The 15825-nt window shown below is 58.8% G+C and carries 13 protein-coding genes; 6 read left to right on the forward strand and 7 right to left on the reverse strand.

Translation table 11 applies throughout. The annotated features are described in order from the left end of the window. Positions 1 to 26 precede the first annotated feature (26 nt). Positions 27 to 1592, reverse strand: a complete 1566-nt coding sequence (locus tag BJP07_RS07655) for a carboxylesterase/lipase family protein (RefSeq protein WP_071566900.1) — start codon at positions 1590 to 1592, stop codon at positions 27 to 29. Between the two features lie 96 nt (positions 1593 to 1688). On the opposite strand from BJP07_RS07655, the gene BJP07_RS07660 reads away from it, so the two are divergent. Further along, positions 1689 to 2612 (forward strand): hypothetical protein, encoded by a 924-nt coding sequence (locus tag BJP07_RS07660; RefSeq protein ID WP_071566901.1) that lies wholly within the window; start codon positions 1689 to 1691, stop codon positions 2610 to 2612. 598 nt (positions 2613 to 3210) lie between these two features. Continuing rightward, on the forward strand, positions 3211 to 6924 hold the full coding sequence (locus tag BJP07_RS07665; protein ID WP_071566902.1) for a multifunctional oxoglutarate decarboxylase/oxoglutarate dehydrogenase thiamine pyrophosphate-binding subunit/dihydrolipoyllysine-residue succinyltransferase subunit: 3714 nt from the start codon (positions 3211 to 3213) through the stop codon (positions 6922 to 6924). A gap of 99 nt (positions 6925 to 7023) precedes the next feature. Here BJP07_RS07665 and BJP07_RS07670 read toward each other — a convergent pair whose 3' ends face one another. Both BJP07_RS07670 and BJP07_RS07675 read right to left on the reverse strand, forming a co-directional pair. Then, the gene (locus tag BJP07_RS07670; protein ID WP_071566903.1) at positions 7024 to 7767 is read right to left on the reverse strand and encodes a hypothetical protein; all 744 of its coding nucleotides are present in this window, start codon (positions 7765 to 7767) and stop codon (positions 7024 to 7026) included. After that, positions 7748 to 8374, reverse strand: coding sequence for a general stress protein (locus BJP07_RS07675; RefSeq protein WP_255365950.1), 627 nt, complete (start codon positions 8372 to 8374; stop codon positions 7748 to 7750). Before BJP07_RS07675 ends, BJP07_RS07670 begins: the two co-directional genes overlap by 20 nt. 60 nt (positions 8375 to 8434) lie before the next feature. On the opposite strand from BJP07_RS07675, the gene BJP07_RS07680 reads away from it, so the two are divergent. Beyond that, positions 8435 to 9583, forward strand: coding sequence for an Mrp/NBP35 family ATP-binding protein (locus tag BJP07_RS07680; protein ID WP_071566905.1), 1149 nt, complete (start codon positions 8435 to 8437; stop codon positions 9581 to 9583). A 17-nt stretch (positions 9584 to 9600) separates the two neighbouring features. Here the strand turns inward: BJP07_RS07680 and tatB are convergent, their stop codons facing one another. From tatB to sigE, 3 genes are read right to left on the reverse strand one after another with little or no spacing between them, the layout of a single operon-like run. Beyond that, a complete protein-coding gene (gene tatB, locus BJP07_RS07685; RefSeq protein ID WP_071566906.1) occupies positions 9601 to 10011 on the reverse strand; it encodes a Sec-independent protein translocase protein TatB in 411 nt (136 codons plus the stop codon). Positions 10012 to 10021: 10 nt separating this feature from the next. After that, positions 10022 to 10363 (reverse strand): zf-HC2 domain-containing protein, encoded by a 342-nt coding sequence (locus BJP07_RS11070; RefSeq protein WP_071566907.1) that lies wholly within the window; start codon positions 10361 to 10363, stop codon positions 10022 to 10024. A gap of 44 nt (positions 10364 to 10407) precedes the next feature. Continuing rightward, positions 10408 to 11031, reverse strand: coding sequence for an RNA polymerase sigma factor SigE (gene sigE / locus BJP07_RS07695; protein ID WP_071566908.1), 624 nt, complete (start codon positions 11029 to 11031; stop codon positions 10408 to 10410). A 101-nt stretch (positions 11032 to 11132) separates the two neighbouring features. Between sigE and BJP07_RS07700 the strand changes: the two genes are divergently transcribed. Beyond that, positions 11133 to 11825, forward strand: a complete 693-nt coding sequence (locus BJP07_RS07700) for an O-methyltransferase (RefSeq protein ID WP_255365958.1) — start codon at positions 11133 to 11135, stop codon at positions 11823 to 11825. Between the two features lie 77 nt (positions 11826 to 11902). Here BJP07_RS07700 and glgC read toward each other — a convergent pair whose 3' ends face one another. Continuing rightward, positions 11903 to 13126 carry a glucose-1-phosphate adenylyltransferase gene (gene glgC, locus BJP07_RS07705; protein WP_071566909.1) on the reverse strand — a complete coding sequence of 408 codons (1224 nt, stop codon included), beginning with the start codon at positions 13124 to 13126 and terminating at the stop codon, positions 11903 to 11905. A gap of 121 nt (positions 13127 to 13247) precedes the next feature. Between glgC and glgA the strand changes: the two genes are divergently transcribed. Further along, positions 13248 to 14405, forward strand: a complete 1158-nt coding sequence (gene glgA / locus BJP07_RS07710) for a glycogen synthase (protein ID WP_071566910.1) — start codon at positions 13248 to 13250, stop codon at positions 14403 to 14405. Positions 14406 to 14429: 24 nt separating this feature from the next. After that, a complete protein-coding gene (locus BJP07_RS07715) occupies positions 14430 to 15818 on the forward strand; it encodes a GH32 C-terminal domain-containing protein (protein ID WP_071566911.1) in 1389 nt (462 codons plus the stop codon). Positions 15819 to 15825 lie beyond the last annotated feature (7 nt).

The following is a 15825-nucleotide window of genomic DNA, read 5'->3' on the forward strand; positions in this document are numbered from 1 at the left end:
GTTGTCGCCGTCGGACGAAGCCAAGCCTACTGCCCCGCCCCCACGATGCGCATCCACGCTTCACCGCCTTGCCAGCTACGCATGTCAAACGCCTCCCATGCCCGGCGCTGGTTTCGCTTCGGGTCAAACACAATCGACGGATGCTCATTAATGACCGCAGTCGCACGCCCAGGGTGGTCGTCGCCACGGAAATCGTAACGAGGCCAGTTTGGCCCTGGCGCTCCGGTATGGAAGAACGATCCCCAGTTGCGTTGCATCACCTCGACTACCGCCTCAAACGCCACGGTGGAGCCGAAACGGTCAATCTTCGAAGATCGCGTGCCCTCCCTATCGCCGAACACCGCCATGAGGTCCGCTGTATGTATGGCGCCGAGCCCGAGCCGCCGCATCGTCGCCGAGGCATATTCGAAGCGATACATCCACGTCGGAGCTACCTTGCGGTGCTCCCCTGCTGCAATCACCGATGGTCCCCAAAACACAGCATCAGCGAGGAACTCAGCGAAGTCCGTGCGCTGGCTGACGTCGCTGTACGCCTGGATTACCGCTGTCGCGTTCTGCGCGTCGTACGCTTCCAGCAGACGTCGCGCAGCGCGCTGCCGCGCTTTCGTTCGCTGGTACAACGCTTTAGCGAAGCTGGCTTCGTCGGCATTCGTGCCAATAATGAGTGGCACCGCCGCCTGCTTTCCTGCCCGGAATATATCTAGCGGATGTGCGGGCAGGGTCGTGCCGTCAACTGTCGGCATGAAGCTTAAGTTCAGCTCGCGCAGCTCACGGCTGGTCAGCAGCATCGATTGCCCCACCTGAACTAGCTCTTTGGCGGATACCTCCCGAAGGTGCTCGAGGGTGGACAGCCGCGACAGTCCCATGCCATCCAACAGTGTCAACGTCCACATCGCAGCCTGTGCTTTTGTGTGCACGGACGAAAGCGGAGTGGACTGAGCGATCGCTCGATGGAACAACCCGCGGGCCGGCGGTGCACACATCATGTGGATCACGGATGCAGCACCAGCTGACTCGCCCATAATGGTCACGTTGTTCGGATCGCCACCGAATCCCGCGATGTTCTCCTGGACCCACTGCAGCGCAAGAATCTGGTCCAAAATCGCGGGGTTGGCAACGCAGTCCTCACCGATGCTGCGCAGATCCAAGTACCCAAGCACGCCGAGACGAAAGTTGAGCGATACATAAACAATGTCGGTGGCGTTGGCCAGAAAGTGGCCCTGGAGCACCTTTTCGTGGCTGGACCCGCTCACGAATGAACCACCGTGAAAGTAGACCACGACGGGGAGTACATCGTCCGTATCTGGACGCACGATGTCCGCGTGCAAACAGTCCTCGGTACCGATCACGGTGTCTTTCCACCCGAAGCTTGTCTGCATAGCTGGCGGACGGTAATTGGTCGTGGAAAGCACACCCGCCCACGAAGGCGCAGGACGTGGAGCACGGAATCGATTCTCGCCACTCGTGTCGGCCCCGTAAGGCACTCCTCGCCAAGTACGGACCCCGGTTTGTGGGTCGATAGTGCCAGCAACGATCCCCGACGTCGTCTGCACCCGAAGGCGTTCCTGTGGATGACGGCTGGTGACATGCATGCCTTTAGCCTAGCCCGCAATGCTGCCCATTCTCGTGGAACTTCCTAAGACGAGTACGATGAACGCCCGTACCATTAAATAAAAGGAGAACACCACATGTTAGAAAAGTTCCGCAAAGACAACGGCAAAGACGAAGTCAACGACGCCGACGAAGTCGTCGAGATTATTGAGGACGCCCGCGCTGAGAATATGGGGTCCCTCGAAGAGGAAGCCGGACCAGCGGGTCGAGCGTTCATCGCTGCGGTAGATAAAGCCGTAGACCTGCAATCGGGCGCCATTCGGGCGTATGTTCACTGGCTTCGCCGCCAGGAGCCCGAGCAAAGCCCTGCGGAGATCCAGCACACAATGGATAAGCACTTTAAGAACGCGGTCTCTGCAACCGGCGCCAGCGTCGGTGCTGCGGCAGCAGTCCCCGGTGTCGGTCTCATCACCGGAGCTGCAGCTGTTGCCGGCGAATCGGTTGTTTTCTTGGATCTTGCCGCGTTTTACACGCTCGCCTCGATGTATCTTCGCGACGTCGATATTGATGACAAGGTACGGCGACGCACCGGCGTGCTTACTGTATTGATGGGCGCCCAAGGCGTTGCGATAGTAGACACGCTGCTTGGTGCCGATCGGGCGCGACCGAGGGACCTGGCGTCGAAAAATGTGCTCACCCGTTTCGCTGGCCCTGGCCTTGCCGAAGCCAATGGAATCCTTTCGCGCGTGGCAATGAAGTCGTTTACGAAGCGGTTCCGCCGTGCCTGGATTGGCAAGATGCTCCCCCTCGGACTTGGAGCGATCGCGGGTACCGCGGCGAATCGGAAGCTTGCGGACCACCTCATGGACAATATCGCCGTCGCACTCGGCACCCCTCCTGCGAACTTCCTGAGCCCACTTCCGGAGAAACCGGAAAAGGAAGAAGCCGGATTGAGTGCGAACCCAAAGAACCTGCTCCGCTGGGTCCTCCAGCTCTTCGGCGACGATGACAAAATCGCCGATGCGCGCGAGGCCGAGGCCCCGCAAGAAATTACGAGGTAGCCTGGCGCGCATAGTTCGTCTCGCCTCCCCCATAACCGTGGTGGGAGGCAACACGCTTCCAACCTTTGCCTACCCCCGGTAGCACCTCTGCTTTAGTTGGAGAGCTACATCTCCAACTCCCCGCTCTCACTGACCCCAGGTACGAAAATCGGTCGGCACAATCGTCGGTCGTTCTGTCGCCGTAACGAGGCTGCCAAGGCGACCCCAAGCGGACACTTCCCGACAACTGCCACCACGAATGCTTCTCGACGCCCACTTCGCGCCCCACGCTGGACCACCCCTAGGCCTATGCCTCATTCGCAGCGCCGCAACAGTCTCACCCGCCCCCGACAGTGAGACGAGCAGCCCGCCTCTTCCAACACCGAATACCTTTCAAGTACTTGTTCGCGATTGAGGACGTATCATTGATGACGGTTCTCATGAGACCCTTCTCACTCAAAACGGAAGATATGCCCATTTGTGACTTATCAACCGCTAAAGGGGGTAGATCTCACACGTACGAGGGCTTTTCGGGAGTAAAGGTAGCACTACCTAATCCCAGACAATTAAAGTCGATGAAAAGTTACATACAACCCAAGAAGAGAGGCGAGCACCTGCCGTGAGCAGCGAAGATACGTTCGGCCAGAACGACTGGCTGGTTGAGGAGATGTTCCAGCAGTACAAACAGGATCCCAACTCCGTTGATCCGGAGTGGCGTGATCTTTTCGAGAAGAAGGGCACCCCGTCGGCGGCAGCAAACACCTCTGCGCCAAAGCGTTCCTCGAAGACTGCATCGACCGTTGCCAGCTCGACGAGCGCTCCTACCCAGGACGGCCGCACAACCCAGGTCGACCGTGCAGCAGAAAAGGCAGCACCGAAACGCGCGAAGAAGCCGACCGCTTCCCCATTAGACAAACTTGACAGCGTGAAGGTTACCCCTGGCGAGGAACAGCTCAAGGGTGCATTCCGCGCTATCGCGAAGAACATGAACGAATCGCTTGAGGTTCCGACTGCCACCACAGTGCGTGACATGCCGGTCAAGCTCATGTTTGAAAACCGCACGCTGATTAATGAACACCTCCAGCGCACTCGCGGTGGCAAGGTTTCGTTTACCCACATCCTCGGCTATGCCATTATTCAGTCCACCAAGCTGCACCCGGACATGAACAAGAGCTACAAGGAGGACGGCAAGAAGTCCTTCGCGGTGCAACCCGAGCACATTAACCTTGGTCTAGCGATTGACCTGCCCCAGAAAGACGGGTCCCGCTCACTGGTTGTGGCAGCGATTAAGGAGTGCGAGAATAAGTCTTTCGCCGAGTTCGTCGCAAGCTACGAAGATATTGTTCGTCGCGCTCGCGACGGCAAGCTCACGATGGATGACTTCTCCGGTGTAACTATCCAGCTGACCAACCCAGGCGGCATTGGTACCCGCCACTCGATTCCGCGCCTGACCAAGGGGCAAGGCACCATCGTCGGCGTTGGTGCGATGGATTACCCGGCGGAGTTCGCCGGTGCCAGCGAGGATCGTTTGGCAGAGCTGGGCGTCGGCAAGCTTGTGACGCTCACTTCGACGTACGATCACCGTGTTATCCAGGGTGCAGAGTCCGGCGAGTTCCTCCGCGACATTTCGCAGCTGCTCGTCGATGACAAATTCTGGGACTCTATCTTTGAGTCCCTCGAGATCCCGTTCCACCCAATGCGTTGGGCGAAGGATCTGCCAAACTCCGGCGTCAACAAGGACACTCGCGTCATGCAGCTCATCGAGGCATACCGCTCGCGTGGACACCTCATTGCTGACACGAACCCGCTTCGCTGGCGCCAGCCTGGCCTGCAGCAGCCAGATTCCCGCGACCTACTGATGGAAACCCATGGCCTCACGCTGTGGGACCTCGACCGCACCTTCCACGTTGGCGGATTCGGCGGCAAGGAAACCATGACGCTGCGTGAGGTACTCAGCCGCCTACGCGCCGCATACACCTTGCATGTTGGTGCCGAATACACCCATATTCTCGACCGCGACGAGCGCGAGTGGCTCCTCGAGCGCATCGAAACTGGCATGCCGAAGCCCACAAACCCTGAGCAGAAGTACATCCTGCAGAAGCTCAACGCCGCCGAGGCGTTTGAAAACTTCCTGCAGACGAAGTACCTCGGCCAGAAGCGTTTCTCCCTCGAGGGCGCAGAAACCCTCATCCCGCTGATGGACGCAGTAATCGATACTGCCGCGGGCCAGGGGCTCGACGAAGCTGTCATCGGTATGCCGCACCGTGGCCGCCTGAACGTGCTGTTCAATATCGTTGGCAAGCCTGTTGCCACCATCTTCAACGAGTTCGAAGGCAATATGCAGTCAGCGCAGCAGGGTGGCTCCGGTGACGTGAAGTACCACCTCGGCTTCGAAGGTAAGCACATCCAGATGTTCGGCGACGGCGAGATCAAGGTGTCGCTGGCAGCCAATCCATCGCACCTCGAGGCTGTTGACCCGGTGCTCGTCGGTATCGCCCGCGCGAAGGCCGACACCCTGCGTGAAAACGGTGTCCGTGACGACAACCCTGTGGTTCCAATCATGCTGCACGGCGACGCCGCTTTTGCTGGCCTCGGCATTGTGCAGGAGACACTGAACCTGTCCCGTCTGCCGGGCTACTCCGTCGGTGGCACCATCCATATCGTGGTCAACAACCAGATTGGCTTCACCACTACGCCAGACTCGGGCCGTTCTTCCTACTACGCCACCGATCTGGCAAAGGGCTTCAACTGCCCGGTGTTCCACGTCAACGGCGACGATCCTGAGGCAGCTGCGTGGGTTGCTCAGCTGGCGACCGAATACCGACGCGCATTCGGCAAGGACGTCTTCATCGACCTCATCTGCTACCGCCTGCGTGGCCACAATGAGGCTGACGACCCAACCGTGACGCAGCCGGTGATGTATGACCGCATTCACTCCCACGACTCGGTGCGTACCCGCTACACCAAGGACCTCATCGGCCGTGGCGACATCACGGACGAAGAAGCCAAGATCGCTGCGCAAGACTTCCATGACCAGCTCGATGCCGTCTTCTCTGACGTCAAATCTGCGGAGGGCAAGCCAAGCGACCAGACGGGTATCACGCACTCGCAGGAGCTCACCCGCGGCCTGGATACCTCGATCAGCGAGGAAACGTTCAAGCGCCTCGCGGATGCGTACGGCAAACTGCCTGAGTCGTTTGAGCCGAATAAGCGCCTCAACAACGTGATCAAGAAGCGAGGCGGTTCCTTCGACGACGGCAACATTGACTGGGGCTGGGGCGAGCTGCTTGCTTTCGGTTCCCTTGCAGAGCAGGGCAAGTTTGTCCGCCTCGCTGGTGAGGACTCGCAGCGCGGTACGTTCACGCAGCGCCACGCGGTGCTCTACGATCCGAACAACGGAACTCCGTACAACCCGCTCGACGCGAACGCGGATGCGCAGGGCAATGGTGGCCGCTTCGAGGTGTTCAACTCCGCACTGACCGAGTACGCAGGTATGGGCTTCGAGTACGGCTACACCCTTGGTAACAAGGACGCAGTCGTCGCATGGGAGGCGCAGTTCGGCGACTTCGCGAACGGTGCCCAGACCATCATCGACGAGTACCTGTCCTCGAGTGAGACCAAGTGGGGCGAGCTTTCCAGCATGATTGCCCTGCTCCCTCACGGCTACGAAGGCCAGGGCCCAGACCACTCCTCTGCTCGCATCGAGCGCTTCCTCCAGCTTGTTGCTGAAGGCTCGATGACGATTGCTCAGCCGACCACGCCTGCGAACCACTTCCACCTGCTGCGCCGTCAGGCACTCGGCGAGATGAAACGTCCGCTCGTTGTCTTCACTCCGAAGTCGATGCTGCGCAACAAGGCCGCGGTCTCGCAGCCTGCGGACTTCATCGAGGTGGACAAGTTCCAGTCAGTTATCGACGACCCGGCATTCGTTCAGCGCGGCAACGTCAAGGTTGACGGCGCGGATCATGACAAGGTCACCACGATCCTGCTGTGCTCCGGCAAGATTTACTACGAGCTGGAGAAGCGTCGTAAGAAGGATAAGCGCGACGACGTCGCCATCATCCGTATCGAGATGCTGCACCCAATCCCGTTCAACCGTATCCGGGACGCGTTCGAGAATTACCCGAACGTGAAGGAGATCCGCTGGGTTCAGGACGAGCCAGCAAACCAGGGCGCATGGCCGTTCTACAACGAGCACCTGCGCACGCTGATCCCTGAAATGCCTGAGATGGTCCGCGTCTCTCGCCGTGCGCAGTCCACCACTGCGACCGGTGTGGCGAAGGTGCATCAGGAAGAGGAGAAGGCTCTGCTGGATGCGGCGTTCGCTCAGTAGTTAGCGTTACTCACAACAGTGCCCCAACCGTTCACCGCGGTTGGGGCACTTCGCTTTGTTACACAGGCGGGGCTGGCTCCATCTGAGGTTGGCTAGGGGCTAGGGGGTGGCCGTCGGCTCTGCTTCCCCACCGTTCGCGTCTGGGTTCTCAACGTTGATGCTTGCGTACTCACGTAGCCAGTCCGCAGTTACGAAACGTGGCTGCTTACCTTGTGCCACTTCTTCGCTCATCTCTTCCAGCTGGACAGTGCTGAGCACACGCGTCATCGCGTTGATACGCCTGACTTCTTTGCGAGTGAACTTGGACTTGTAGAAGAGCGGAATGACGCTATTGGGAAGGTGTTCGAGCTCCACCTGCGATGCACATCCCTGTGCTGGTGAGGGGTCTACGGTTTGAATGTTGCCGGGTAGCGCTCCAGCGAGCCGATCAAACGTCACTTCTGATGGGTCTTCGCCATCGAGACGATCGTGCGCAATGTCGCTGTCGAGCGCCTTCGCCCCGCGCGAATCTAGAGACTGCAACAGGACGCCTGAGCAGGCCACCACCAGATCAACGTCCTCTTCTTGCAGCAGTTCAGCCGCATTTCGGGAATACACATCATTCAACGGAACAACTCCAGCCGAGTGCCCCATTGCCTTGATGATTTCGTAGTAGATCTCCCCCAGCACTACTTGTTCAGGCTCTGAGGTATCAATCCCAATCTTGACGATGCTGCCACGCGATTCACCGTTGACAAACTTTATTGGTGAATCTGAATCATCGGCGCAACCAGTCAATCCGCCTACAAGGCTCGTTGCCAACACTGCTGCGATCAGCGTGCGGCTAGGACGCAGGGATACCATAAACACCTTCTTCGTAGTGCGCTCGATTGAGCCCAGGAAACAGAGCTAGTTTAGCGCGGAGCGTCGCCGTTGGTTGCGCTACCGTTGGTTGCGTCGTCGTTCTCAGTACCCGTTGGTCGCACCGCACCGCTTTGGGGCGCATCGCGGCGATCATATCTCTGGCCCGCCGTGCCGAGTCGGGCGCGCACAAGACATCGTAGCGGCGCGCAACGATGCTAGTCGCAGAAGCGAAGTCGCGCTTTCCTCCCGTAAAGGCGTAGGCAATGGCCGCGAAGATTGCGCCGAACACACCGCCCATTGCTACGCAAGAGACGAAGATACCCCAGCCGCCTTCTTCTGCGAACAGGGAGAATATGATGCCGATAAACGTACCCATCCACAGGCCAGACAGGGCACCTCCCCCGAGAACCTTGCCCCAGGTGAGCCTGCCAGTGATGCTTTCAACCTGCATTAAGTCCACGCCGACGATCGTAAGCTTTTCTACCGGGAACTCTTTGTCTGACAGTGTGTCAACTGCCTCTTGCGCCTCTTGGTAGGTCGTGAAGCTTCCCACTGGCCACCCCGTTGGTACTTCTCGTGCTACCAGTCTGTTGTTGACCTGGGCCATGTCTCGTCACTCCTCTGCTCGTATGATCATCCAGCTTCTCTGACTATACTGAAGCCCGTTATGGCTAACGTAGAACTCATTTCAGAAGCACAAGTCCGCGATGCGCTCGCCCGCGTCGATGATCCCGAGATTGGCAAGCCCATCACCGAGCTCGGCATGGTCGAGTCCGTACGTATCGACGGCCCCAACGTCGCCGTCGGTATTTATCTCACCATCGCCGGTTGCCCAATGCGCGACACTATCGAAAACAACGTCCGTGCTGTCGTTGAGGAAATTGACGGCGTAGAAAATGTGACGGTCACGCTACACACCATGAGCGCGGAGCAGCGTCGCGAAATGGCATCGAAGCTGCGGGCCCAACAGCCCAGCCCAGACATTCCGTTCGCCGACCCGTCGTCGCGTACCCGTGTGTTCGCGGTGGCCTCGGGCAAGGGTGGCGTCGGCAAATCCTCGATGACAGTTAACCTGGCTACCGCGATGGCTGCGCAGGGCCTCAGCGTCGGAATTGTCGACGCCGACATCTATGGGCATTCCGTACCAGGTCTCCTCGGCTCCTCTGAAATGGGTCCGACCGTCGTGGAGGACATGATCATGCCGCCGATCGCACACGGCGTGCGGCACATCTCCGTCGGCCAGTTCGTGGAGGGCAACGCCCCTGTCGTATGGCGTGGCCCGATGCTGACCCGCGCTATTCAACAGTTCTTGTCCGACGTTTACTGGGGCGATCTCGACGTGCTCTTCCTCGATCTGCCACCGGGGACAGGTGACGTCGCGATCACGGTGGCGCAGCTCATCCCGAATGCCGAATTGCTCATCATCACCACACCGCAAGCTGCCGCAGCCGAGGTCGCTGAACGCGCCGGCACAATTTCGCAGCAGACAGAGCAGCGCATCGCCGGCGTGATTGAAAACATGGCTGGGATGGCCATGCCGGATGGATCCGTCATGAATATTTTCGGTGAAGGCGGTGGCCAGCAGGTTGCCGAGCGCCTCACTGCGCTCACAGACAGCGATGTGCCGCTGCTCGGTTCTATCCCGCTGGATCCGAAACTGCGTGAAAACGGCGACGCAGGAACACCAGTCGTCACCGCTGACCCGGATTCTCCTGCCGCAACTGCTCTCCAGGAGATCGTTGCTAAGTTGAAGATTCGCCGCGATTCTCTTGCCGGCAAGTCCCTCAATCTTGGTGTCAAGCACTCCGAGAACTAACGAGGTGTAGCACCAAACTAGGTAACGTCAGCCCAGGAAAACCCACCACTGGGCTGGCCACCATCCTCCGGCCCTTTCTTCGAAGACGGCCGCGGTGGCTGTTGAGTCGGGGGTTCGTCGTCTTCCATCATCTTGCGAGGGTCGAAGCTTTCCAAGAACTCCTCGTCGTCCTCGAAGAATAGTTTCGCCATCGCGCGCTTCGGCCCCATGGATGCGTACTGCGACACGGTATCAAGCGGTTTGCGCAGCTCCTCAAACTCTTCGAGTTCCCCATTGAGCTCACGCTTCGCGTTATTAATTGCTTTGCGGGCGGCGTAAATAGCGGCCCGAACATCTTCAATAACGCTGGGGAGTCGCTCCGGTCCAATCACGATGAGGCCAATGATCAGGATGAAAAAGATTTCACCCCAGCCAATACTGGAAAACACGGATCACATCCTACTCTCGGTGTCGCAGCGCTCGGAGCGTGGCATCAACAGCAGCGACAAGTGGGGACCGCTCCTTGTGGTGTCGTTCTTCATCGCACGCCTCGGCAGATTGCATCTCGTGGCACAGTCCGCTGAGCTTGGCCACTAAAGAGTCGGGTGCTCGCAGGTCGTCGTTATTGCAGGCTTTCACACGTGCGGAGGCCCGTCGCTGCGCAAGGACGTCCTGGAAGCATTCCGGGCATTCCACCATGTGTTTCATGGCGCGACGGGCTGCAGCGCGTGAGAGCTCACCGTCTGCGAAAGCTGCGATCGCTTCGGGGTTCAAATGCTCAGTGGAACAAAACGCTCGCACGATAACGCTCCTTTCGCATCAATGGTCGGCCACTATCTCGCGCCCTAGCGTAGTCGAATTAGCTCTTCCGTGGCGACGTCGTGCCGGGCCTGCTCCTCGAGCGATTCACGCAATTGGGTACGTCCACGGTGAATACGGGAACGAACTGTGCCCATCTTGACGCCAAGCGTTTCAGCGATTTCCTCATATGTCATTCCGACAACATCGCAGAGAACCACCGCGACACGAAAATCAGGGCTCAACTCGTCGAGTGCGTGCTGCAGCGCGGGATCAAGGTGCGCGACGTTGTACGCCTGCTCGGGCGTCATGTCTGTTCCTGGAACACGCTCGTAGTCTTCCGGGAGCGCTTCCATCCGGATCTTCGCACGATGGCGCACCATATCGAGGAAGAGGTTCGTCGTAATTCTATGCAGCCATCCACCAAACGCACCCGGTTGGTAACTCTTCAAGTTCCGAAATACACGAATGAATGTCTCTTGTGTGAGGTCTTCTGCGTCGTGCTGGTTACCGGAAAGCCGGTATGCCAGGCGGTATACACTGTCGGCGTGTTCTGCGACGAGTTCCTCCCACGAGGGCATCGCCCCTACCCCGGCGTCGAATGCGGCCGTCCCGCGGAGGTCTTCCAGCGCGGCAGAATCATGTTGGGCGACGGCGTCATCGGGTTGCATATCTCATATTGTGGCAGATTGATTTCGCATTCTCCAACGAAAACTCGTAAAGGTTACTGCATGCGCGTAGCGCACACGCTGTGAGCGTAGTTCCGGTTATGATGTTGGCTGTGAGTGCGACCGCTTTTGATCAGTTGACGAATTACATCCATCAGTCTTTCACTGATGACGAGCAGCAACAGTTTCCTGCTGCGTTCCGCGAGGCATTGAAACACGCCAGCGTCGAAGCACAGGAAAACGGTGTGCGTGCGCCGTCTGTCATAGTCGGCACGCTGCTGTCTACGCTTGCTGCCGCTTGTCCGAACGGTCAATCCCAGGGGGCTGTTGCGATCACTCCGGCTGCCGGGGTGGTCGGCTTGCACGTGCTGCGTGGCCTGCCGGAGCGTGCTTCCCTTACCTGCATTGAGCCCGAAGTAACGCTACAAACAGGAGCGAAAGAAGCATTCCGTGTCGCCGAGTACCCGCCGTCCCGCACGCGCTTCTTGACGGCGCGACCACTTGAAGTAATGGGCCGGTTGGCAAACGGTGCATACCATCTCGTCTACGCCGATGTTGCACCCATCGAGTTCACGGCGGTCATCGATGCCGCGTGGCCTCTCCTGAGCGAGGGCGGAACGCTCATTCTTGCCGACTCCCTGTTGGACGGCACCGTCAGCGATGCCACCCGCCGGGACCGTGAGACCGAGGCCGCCCGTGAAGCTGACCGGTACGTGAGCAGCCTCGCCGCCGACCACGGCGCACTCGTGGCTCGCCTTCCCCTCGATGGTGGCCTGACCATCGTTACCAAGCTCTAGAGCAACGTACACACAAGCACAAGCAAGGCCCGCCCGATTCTTCTCTGGATTTCGGGCGGGCCTCGTCTGTGGCGCAGCTATTCTTGCACCACTTGGTTCTTACCGACGACCACTACGCCATTGTCCGAAACGGTATAGCGCTTGCGATCCTTCTCGAAGTCGACGCCGATGATTTCGCCGTCAGCGACGTAGACGTTCTTATCGAGGATGCAGTGGCGGACCACCGCCCCCTTACCGATACGAACACCCGGCATCAGTACGGAGCCTTCAACCGTCGCGCCTTCTTCAACACGCACGTCAGTGGAGAGCACGGAGTTTCGCACCGTCGCGCCGGAGATAATCGATCCAGACGCCACCATCGACTCCTGTGCAATGCCACCCATGACGAACTTCGCTGGCGGAAGGTTACCGTCTTCGGTGGAGTGAATCGGCCATGCCGAGTTGTACAGGTTGAACACTGGGTACGAAGAAATGAGGTCCATGTGTGCCTCGTAGAAAGAATCAATGGTACCGACATCGCGCCAGTAGCCCTTGTCTCGTTTCGTCGCACCAGGCACCTCGTTCTGGGAGAAGTCGTATACGTTTGCTTCGCCCTTGCTCACGAAGTACGGGATGATGTCGCCGCCCATATCGTGATCGGAGTCCTCGTTCTTCTCATCCTCGAGCAGCGCTTGAATCAGCGGCTCGGTGGAGAACACGTAGTTGCCCATCGACGCAAAGGTCATATCCGGATCGTCTGGGGTACCTGGTGGGTCCGCTGGCTTTTCCAAGAACTCGGTAATCGTGCCGTCCTCTTCCGCCTGGATACAACCAAACGCTGTTGCCTCGGCACGCGGCACGCGAATGCCTGCCACCGTTGCGGCCTTGCCGGATTTGATGTGGTCTTCCACCATCTGTGAGGGGTCCATCCGGTACACGTGGTCGGCACCAAATACCAGCACGTAGTCAGGCTTATCGTCGTAGATAAGATTGAGAGACTGCACAATTGCGTCTGCAGAGCCGTTATACCAACGCTTGCCACGACGCTGCTGTGCCGGCACCGATGCGATGTACTGCGGAGTCGGGCCGGATACATTCCAGGCGGTCGCCACATGGCGGTCCAGCGAATGCGACTTGTACTGCGTCAACACCGCGATTCGCATGTACCCAGCGTTGACCAGGTTCGACAGAACAAAATCAATTAATCGATAGTTGCCTCCAAACGGGACAGCAGGTTTGGCGCGGTCGGCGGTCAACGGGAACAAGCGCTTCCCTTCGCCTCCGGCAAGGACAATTGCAAGTACTCTAGGCTGACTTCTCACGACTTCGAGCCTATTGAAAAATTCGTGATCTTGCAGGGTTTTCCCTCCTAAAGTGGGCAGCGCTACATTTTGGTCTTCGCTTCCCTGCACCGATGACAATTCGTCACTATGCTCGGGCGGTATGAGAGTCGGAATGATGACCAAAGAGTATCCACCTGAGATTTACGGTGGAGCCGGAGTGCACGTCACAGAGCTCACCCGCTTTATGCGAGAGATCGTTGACGTCGACGTTCACTGCATGGGCACTCCCCGCGATATGAAGGATGTTTACGTCCATGGGGTTGACCCTGCCCTTGCAGATGCAAATGGCGCCATCAAGACCTTATCGACGGGCCTTCGGATCGCTCACGCTGCCAACAATGTTGACGTCGCCCACTCCCATACCTGGTACGCCGGTCTCGGTGGCCATCTCACCGGCCTCCTCTACGACGTCCCGCACGTTGTTACAGCCCACTCTTTGGAACCTGACCGGCCGTGGAAGCGTGAGCAGCTCGGTGGGGGCTATAACGTTTCGTCGTGGAGCGAGAAGAACGCGTTCGAGAACGCCGATGCAGTAATTGCGGTTTCTGCAGGCATGAAGGAAGCGATCCTCCGCGCCTACCCAAGCATCTCGGCAGACAAGATCCACGTCGTGCTCAACGGCATCGACCCAGCAAAGTGGTACCCGACCGAGGGCGCAGTCCTTACCGACCTCGGCGTCGTTCCTTCCAAGCCCATCGTCGCGTTCGTTGGGCGCATCACACGTCAGAAGGGCGTCGCCCACCTCCTGAAGGCCGCGTCGCACTTCGATGAGGATGTCCAGCTCGTTTTGTGCGCAGGTGCACCCGATACCCCGGAGATTGCTGCGGAGACGAAGGGGCTCGTCGAAAAGTTGCAGTCTGAACGTGATGGAGTGTTCTGGGTGCAGGACATGCTTCCTGCAGAGAAAATCCGTGAAGTCTACTCCGCAGCCGACGTCTTTGTGTGTCCCTCTATCTATGAGCCACTGGGCATTGTGAACCTAGAAGCGATGGCGTGCGAGACCGCTGTCGTGGCATCCCGCGTCGGCGGAATTCCCGAGGTTGTTGTGGATGGCGAAACTGGCGTGTTGGTGGACTACGACAAGACGCAGCCGGAAGCCTTCGAACGCAGCCTCGCCGAGGCAGTGAACCGCGTCGCCGGTGATAAGGACCTGTCCCGCAGGCTCGGGCACGCTGGTCTTACGCGTGCACGCAATGACTTCTCCTGGGAGACGATCGCGCAGGACACGGTCAAGATCTACGAACAGCTCACGAATTAATGCAGGGGTGAACACCACGTAACGATGAGTACTTTCCGACCAGAACTTCACGTCACCGCAGATAGTGGCATCCTCGAGGGGCCAGCCGGTGTCATTTTCGATGGACGCGGAGGCGAAAACAGCTGGCATATGTTCTACCAGTACCGCCCAACACCCGACTCTCCGAGCCGTTGGGGGCACAACGTCAGTGAAGGTGATCCGTTCAACTGGGTCGAATGTAACGACGCCGTTGTCCCGGCCGGCGGCGAATCAGCTGTTCGAGCGGGTGCTGTAGTTGGTGCGCCACAGGGCATCTACCTGTACTTCACCTCGGCAACTGCTGCTGGCAACACCATTCAACTGGCCCATGCACCCGAGCTCGAAGGACTGTGCGACGAACTCCTCGAAGACCCAAACCTCGCTCCTGGTGTGCAGCGGCTTGGAGATATCGTTGAGGACACACTGGAGTACAACAACTTCCGCTCCCCTTGTGTCGTTCCTGACTGGAAAGACGACGAACGCGAGGAGCACGACGGTTGGCTCATGCTTGCTGTAACTGGGGACGTTGATACCCCGAAACCGGTAGTGCTACGTTCAGTCGACGGCATCGAGTGGCGCTTCGAAGGACCGCTCACATTTGATGGCGATCCCGGCATCGATCTTGACGAGACACTGGTCGCGCCGCGAATTTGCAGGCTGCGTGACGAAGTGGACTCCAAGATCTACGATGTCTTCTTCTTTACCCTAGAAAGAGACGGCAAGGACCGCTCTGCCTACATCATCGGCACTTTAGAGGGCAACACGTTCCGAGTCACCACGCCTGCGCAGGCGCTCGATTTCGGCCATGATTTTACTCGTCCCCGCAACACCAACTATCTCCCGGTGGCAATGGACCCTTCGCAGCGATACCAGGGCACGTACCTTTATGGCTTTATGACTCCTTCTGGCCGACAGGGCTCCCCGACAAAGGAAGCGAACTGGGAGGCTGAAGGCTGGGCAAATACGCTCACCCTCCCGCGCTATGTCACGCTCCAGGACGGCCACCTCTACCAGGTGCCAGCGCCTGGGCTTCCCGAAGCAGTGAGCACCACCCGTGGCGCGCACCTATGGACTGCGCTGAGCGAGATCCCTACTGGGGGCAGTGTCGTCGCGGAAGTCATCGACGGCAATGGCGAGGTCGCAGCTCGCGTCACTCACGTCGGCACCAAAATCACCATCGATCGTTTCGACGGCCAGGTAGCCGAAGCGGAGATCAGCGAAGACGAAGAGGACACCATCACGGTTATCGTGGACGGTTCAACCCTCGAGGTCTACGCTGACGGTGGCGCAGTTGTCATGTCCTCGCGCATCTGGCCCGAAGGCGGCTCCATAGGAATCCGGTCGCGTGGGAATAATGGCGCCACCATTTTGAACGAGTGGCGCCGGAGCCGGTAGCGGCTCC

The organism is Corynebacterium sp. NML130628 (genome assembly GCF_001875665.1).
Lineage (GTDB): Bacteria > Actinomycetota > Actinomycetes > Mycobacteriales > Mycobacteriaceae > Corynebacterium.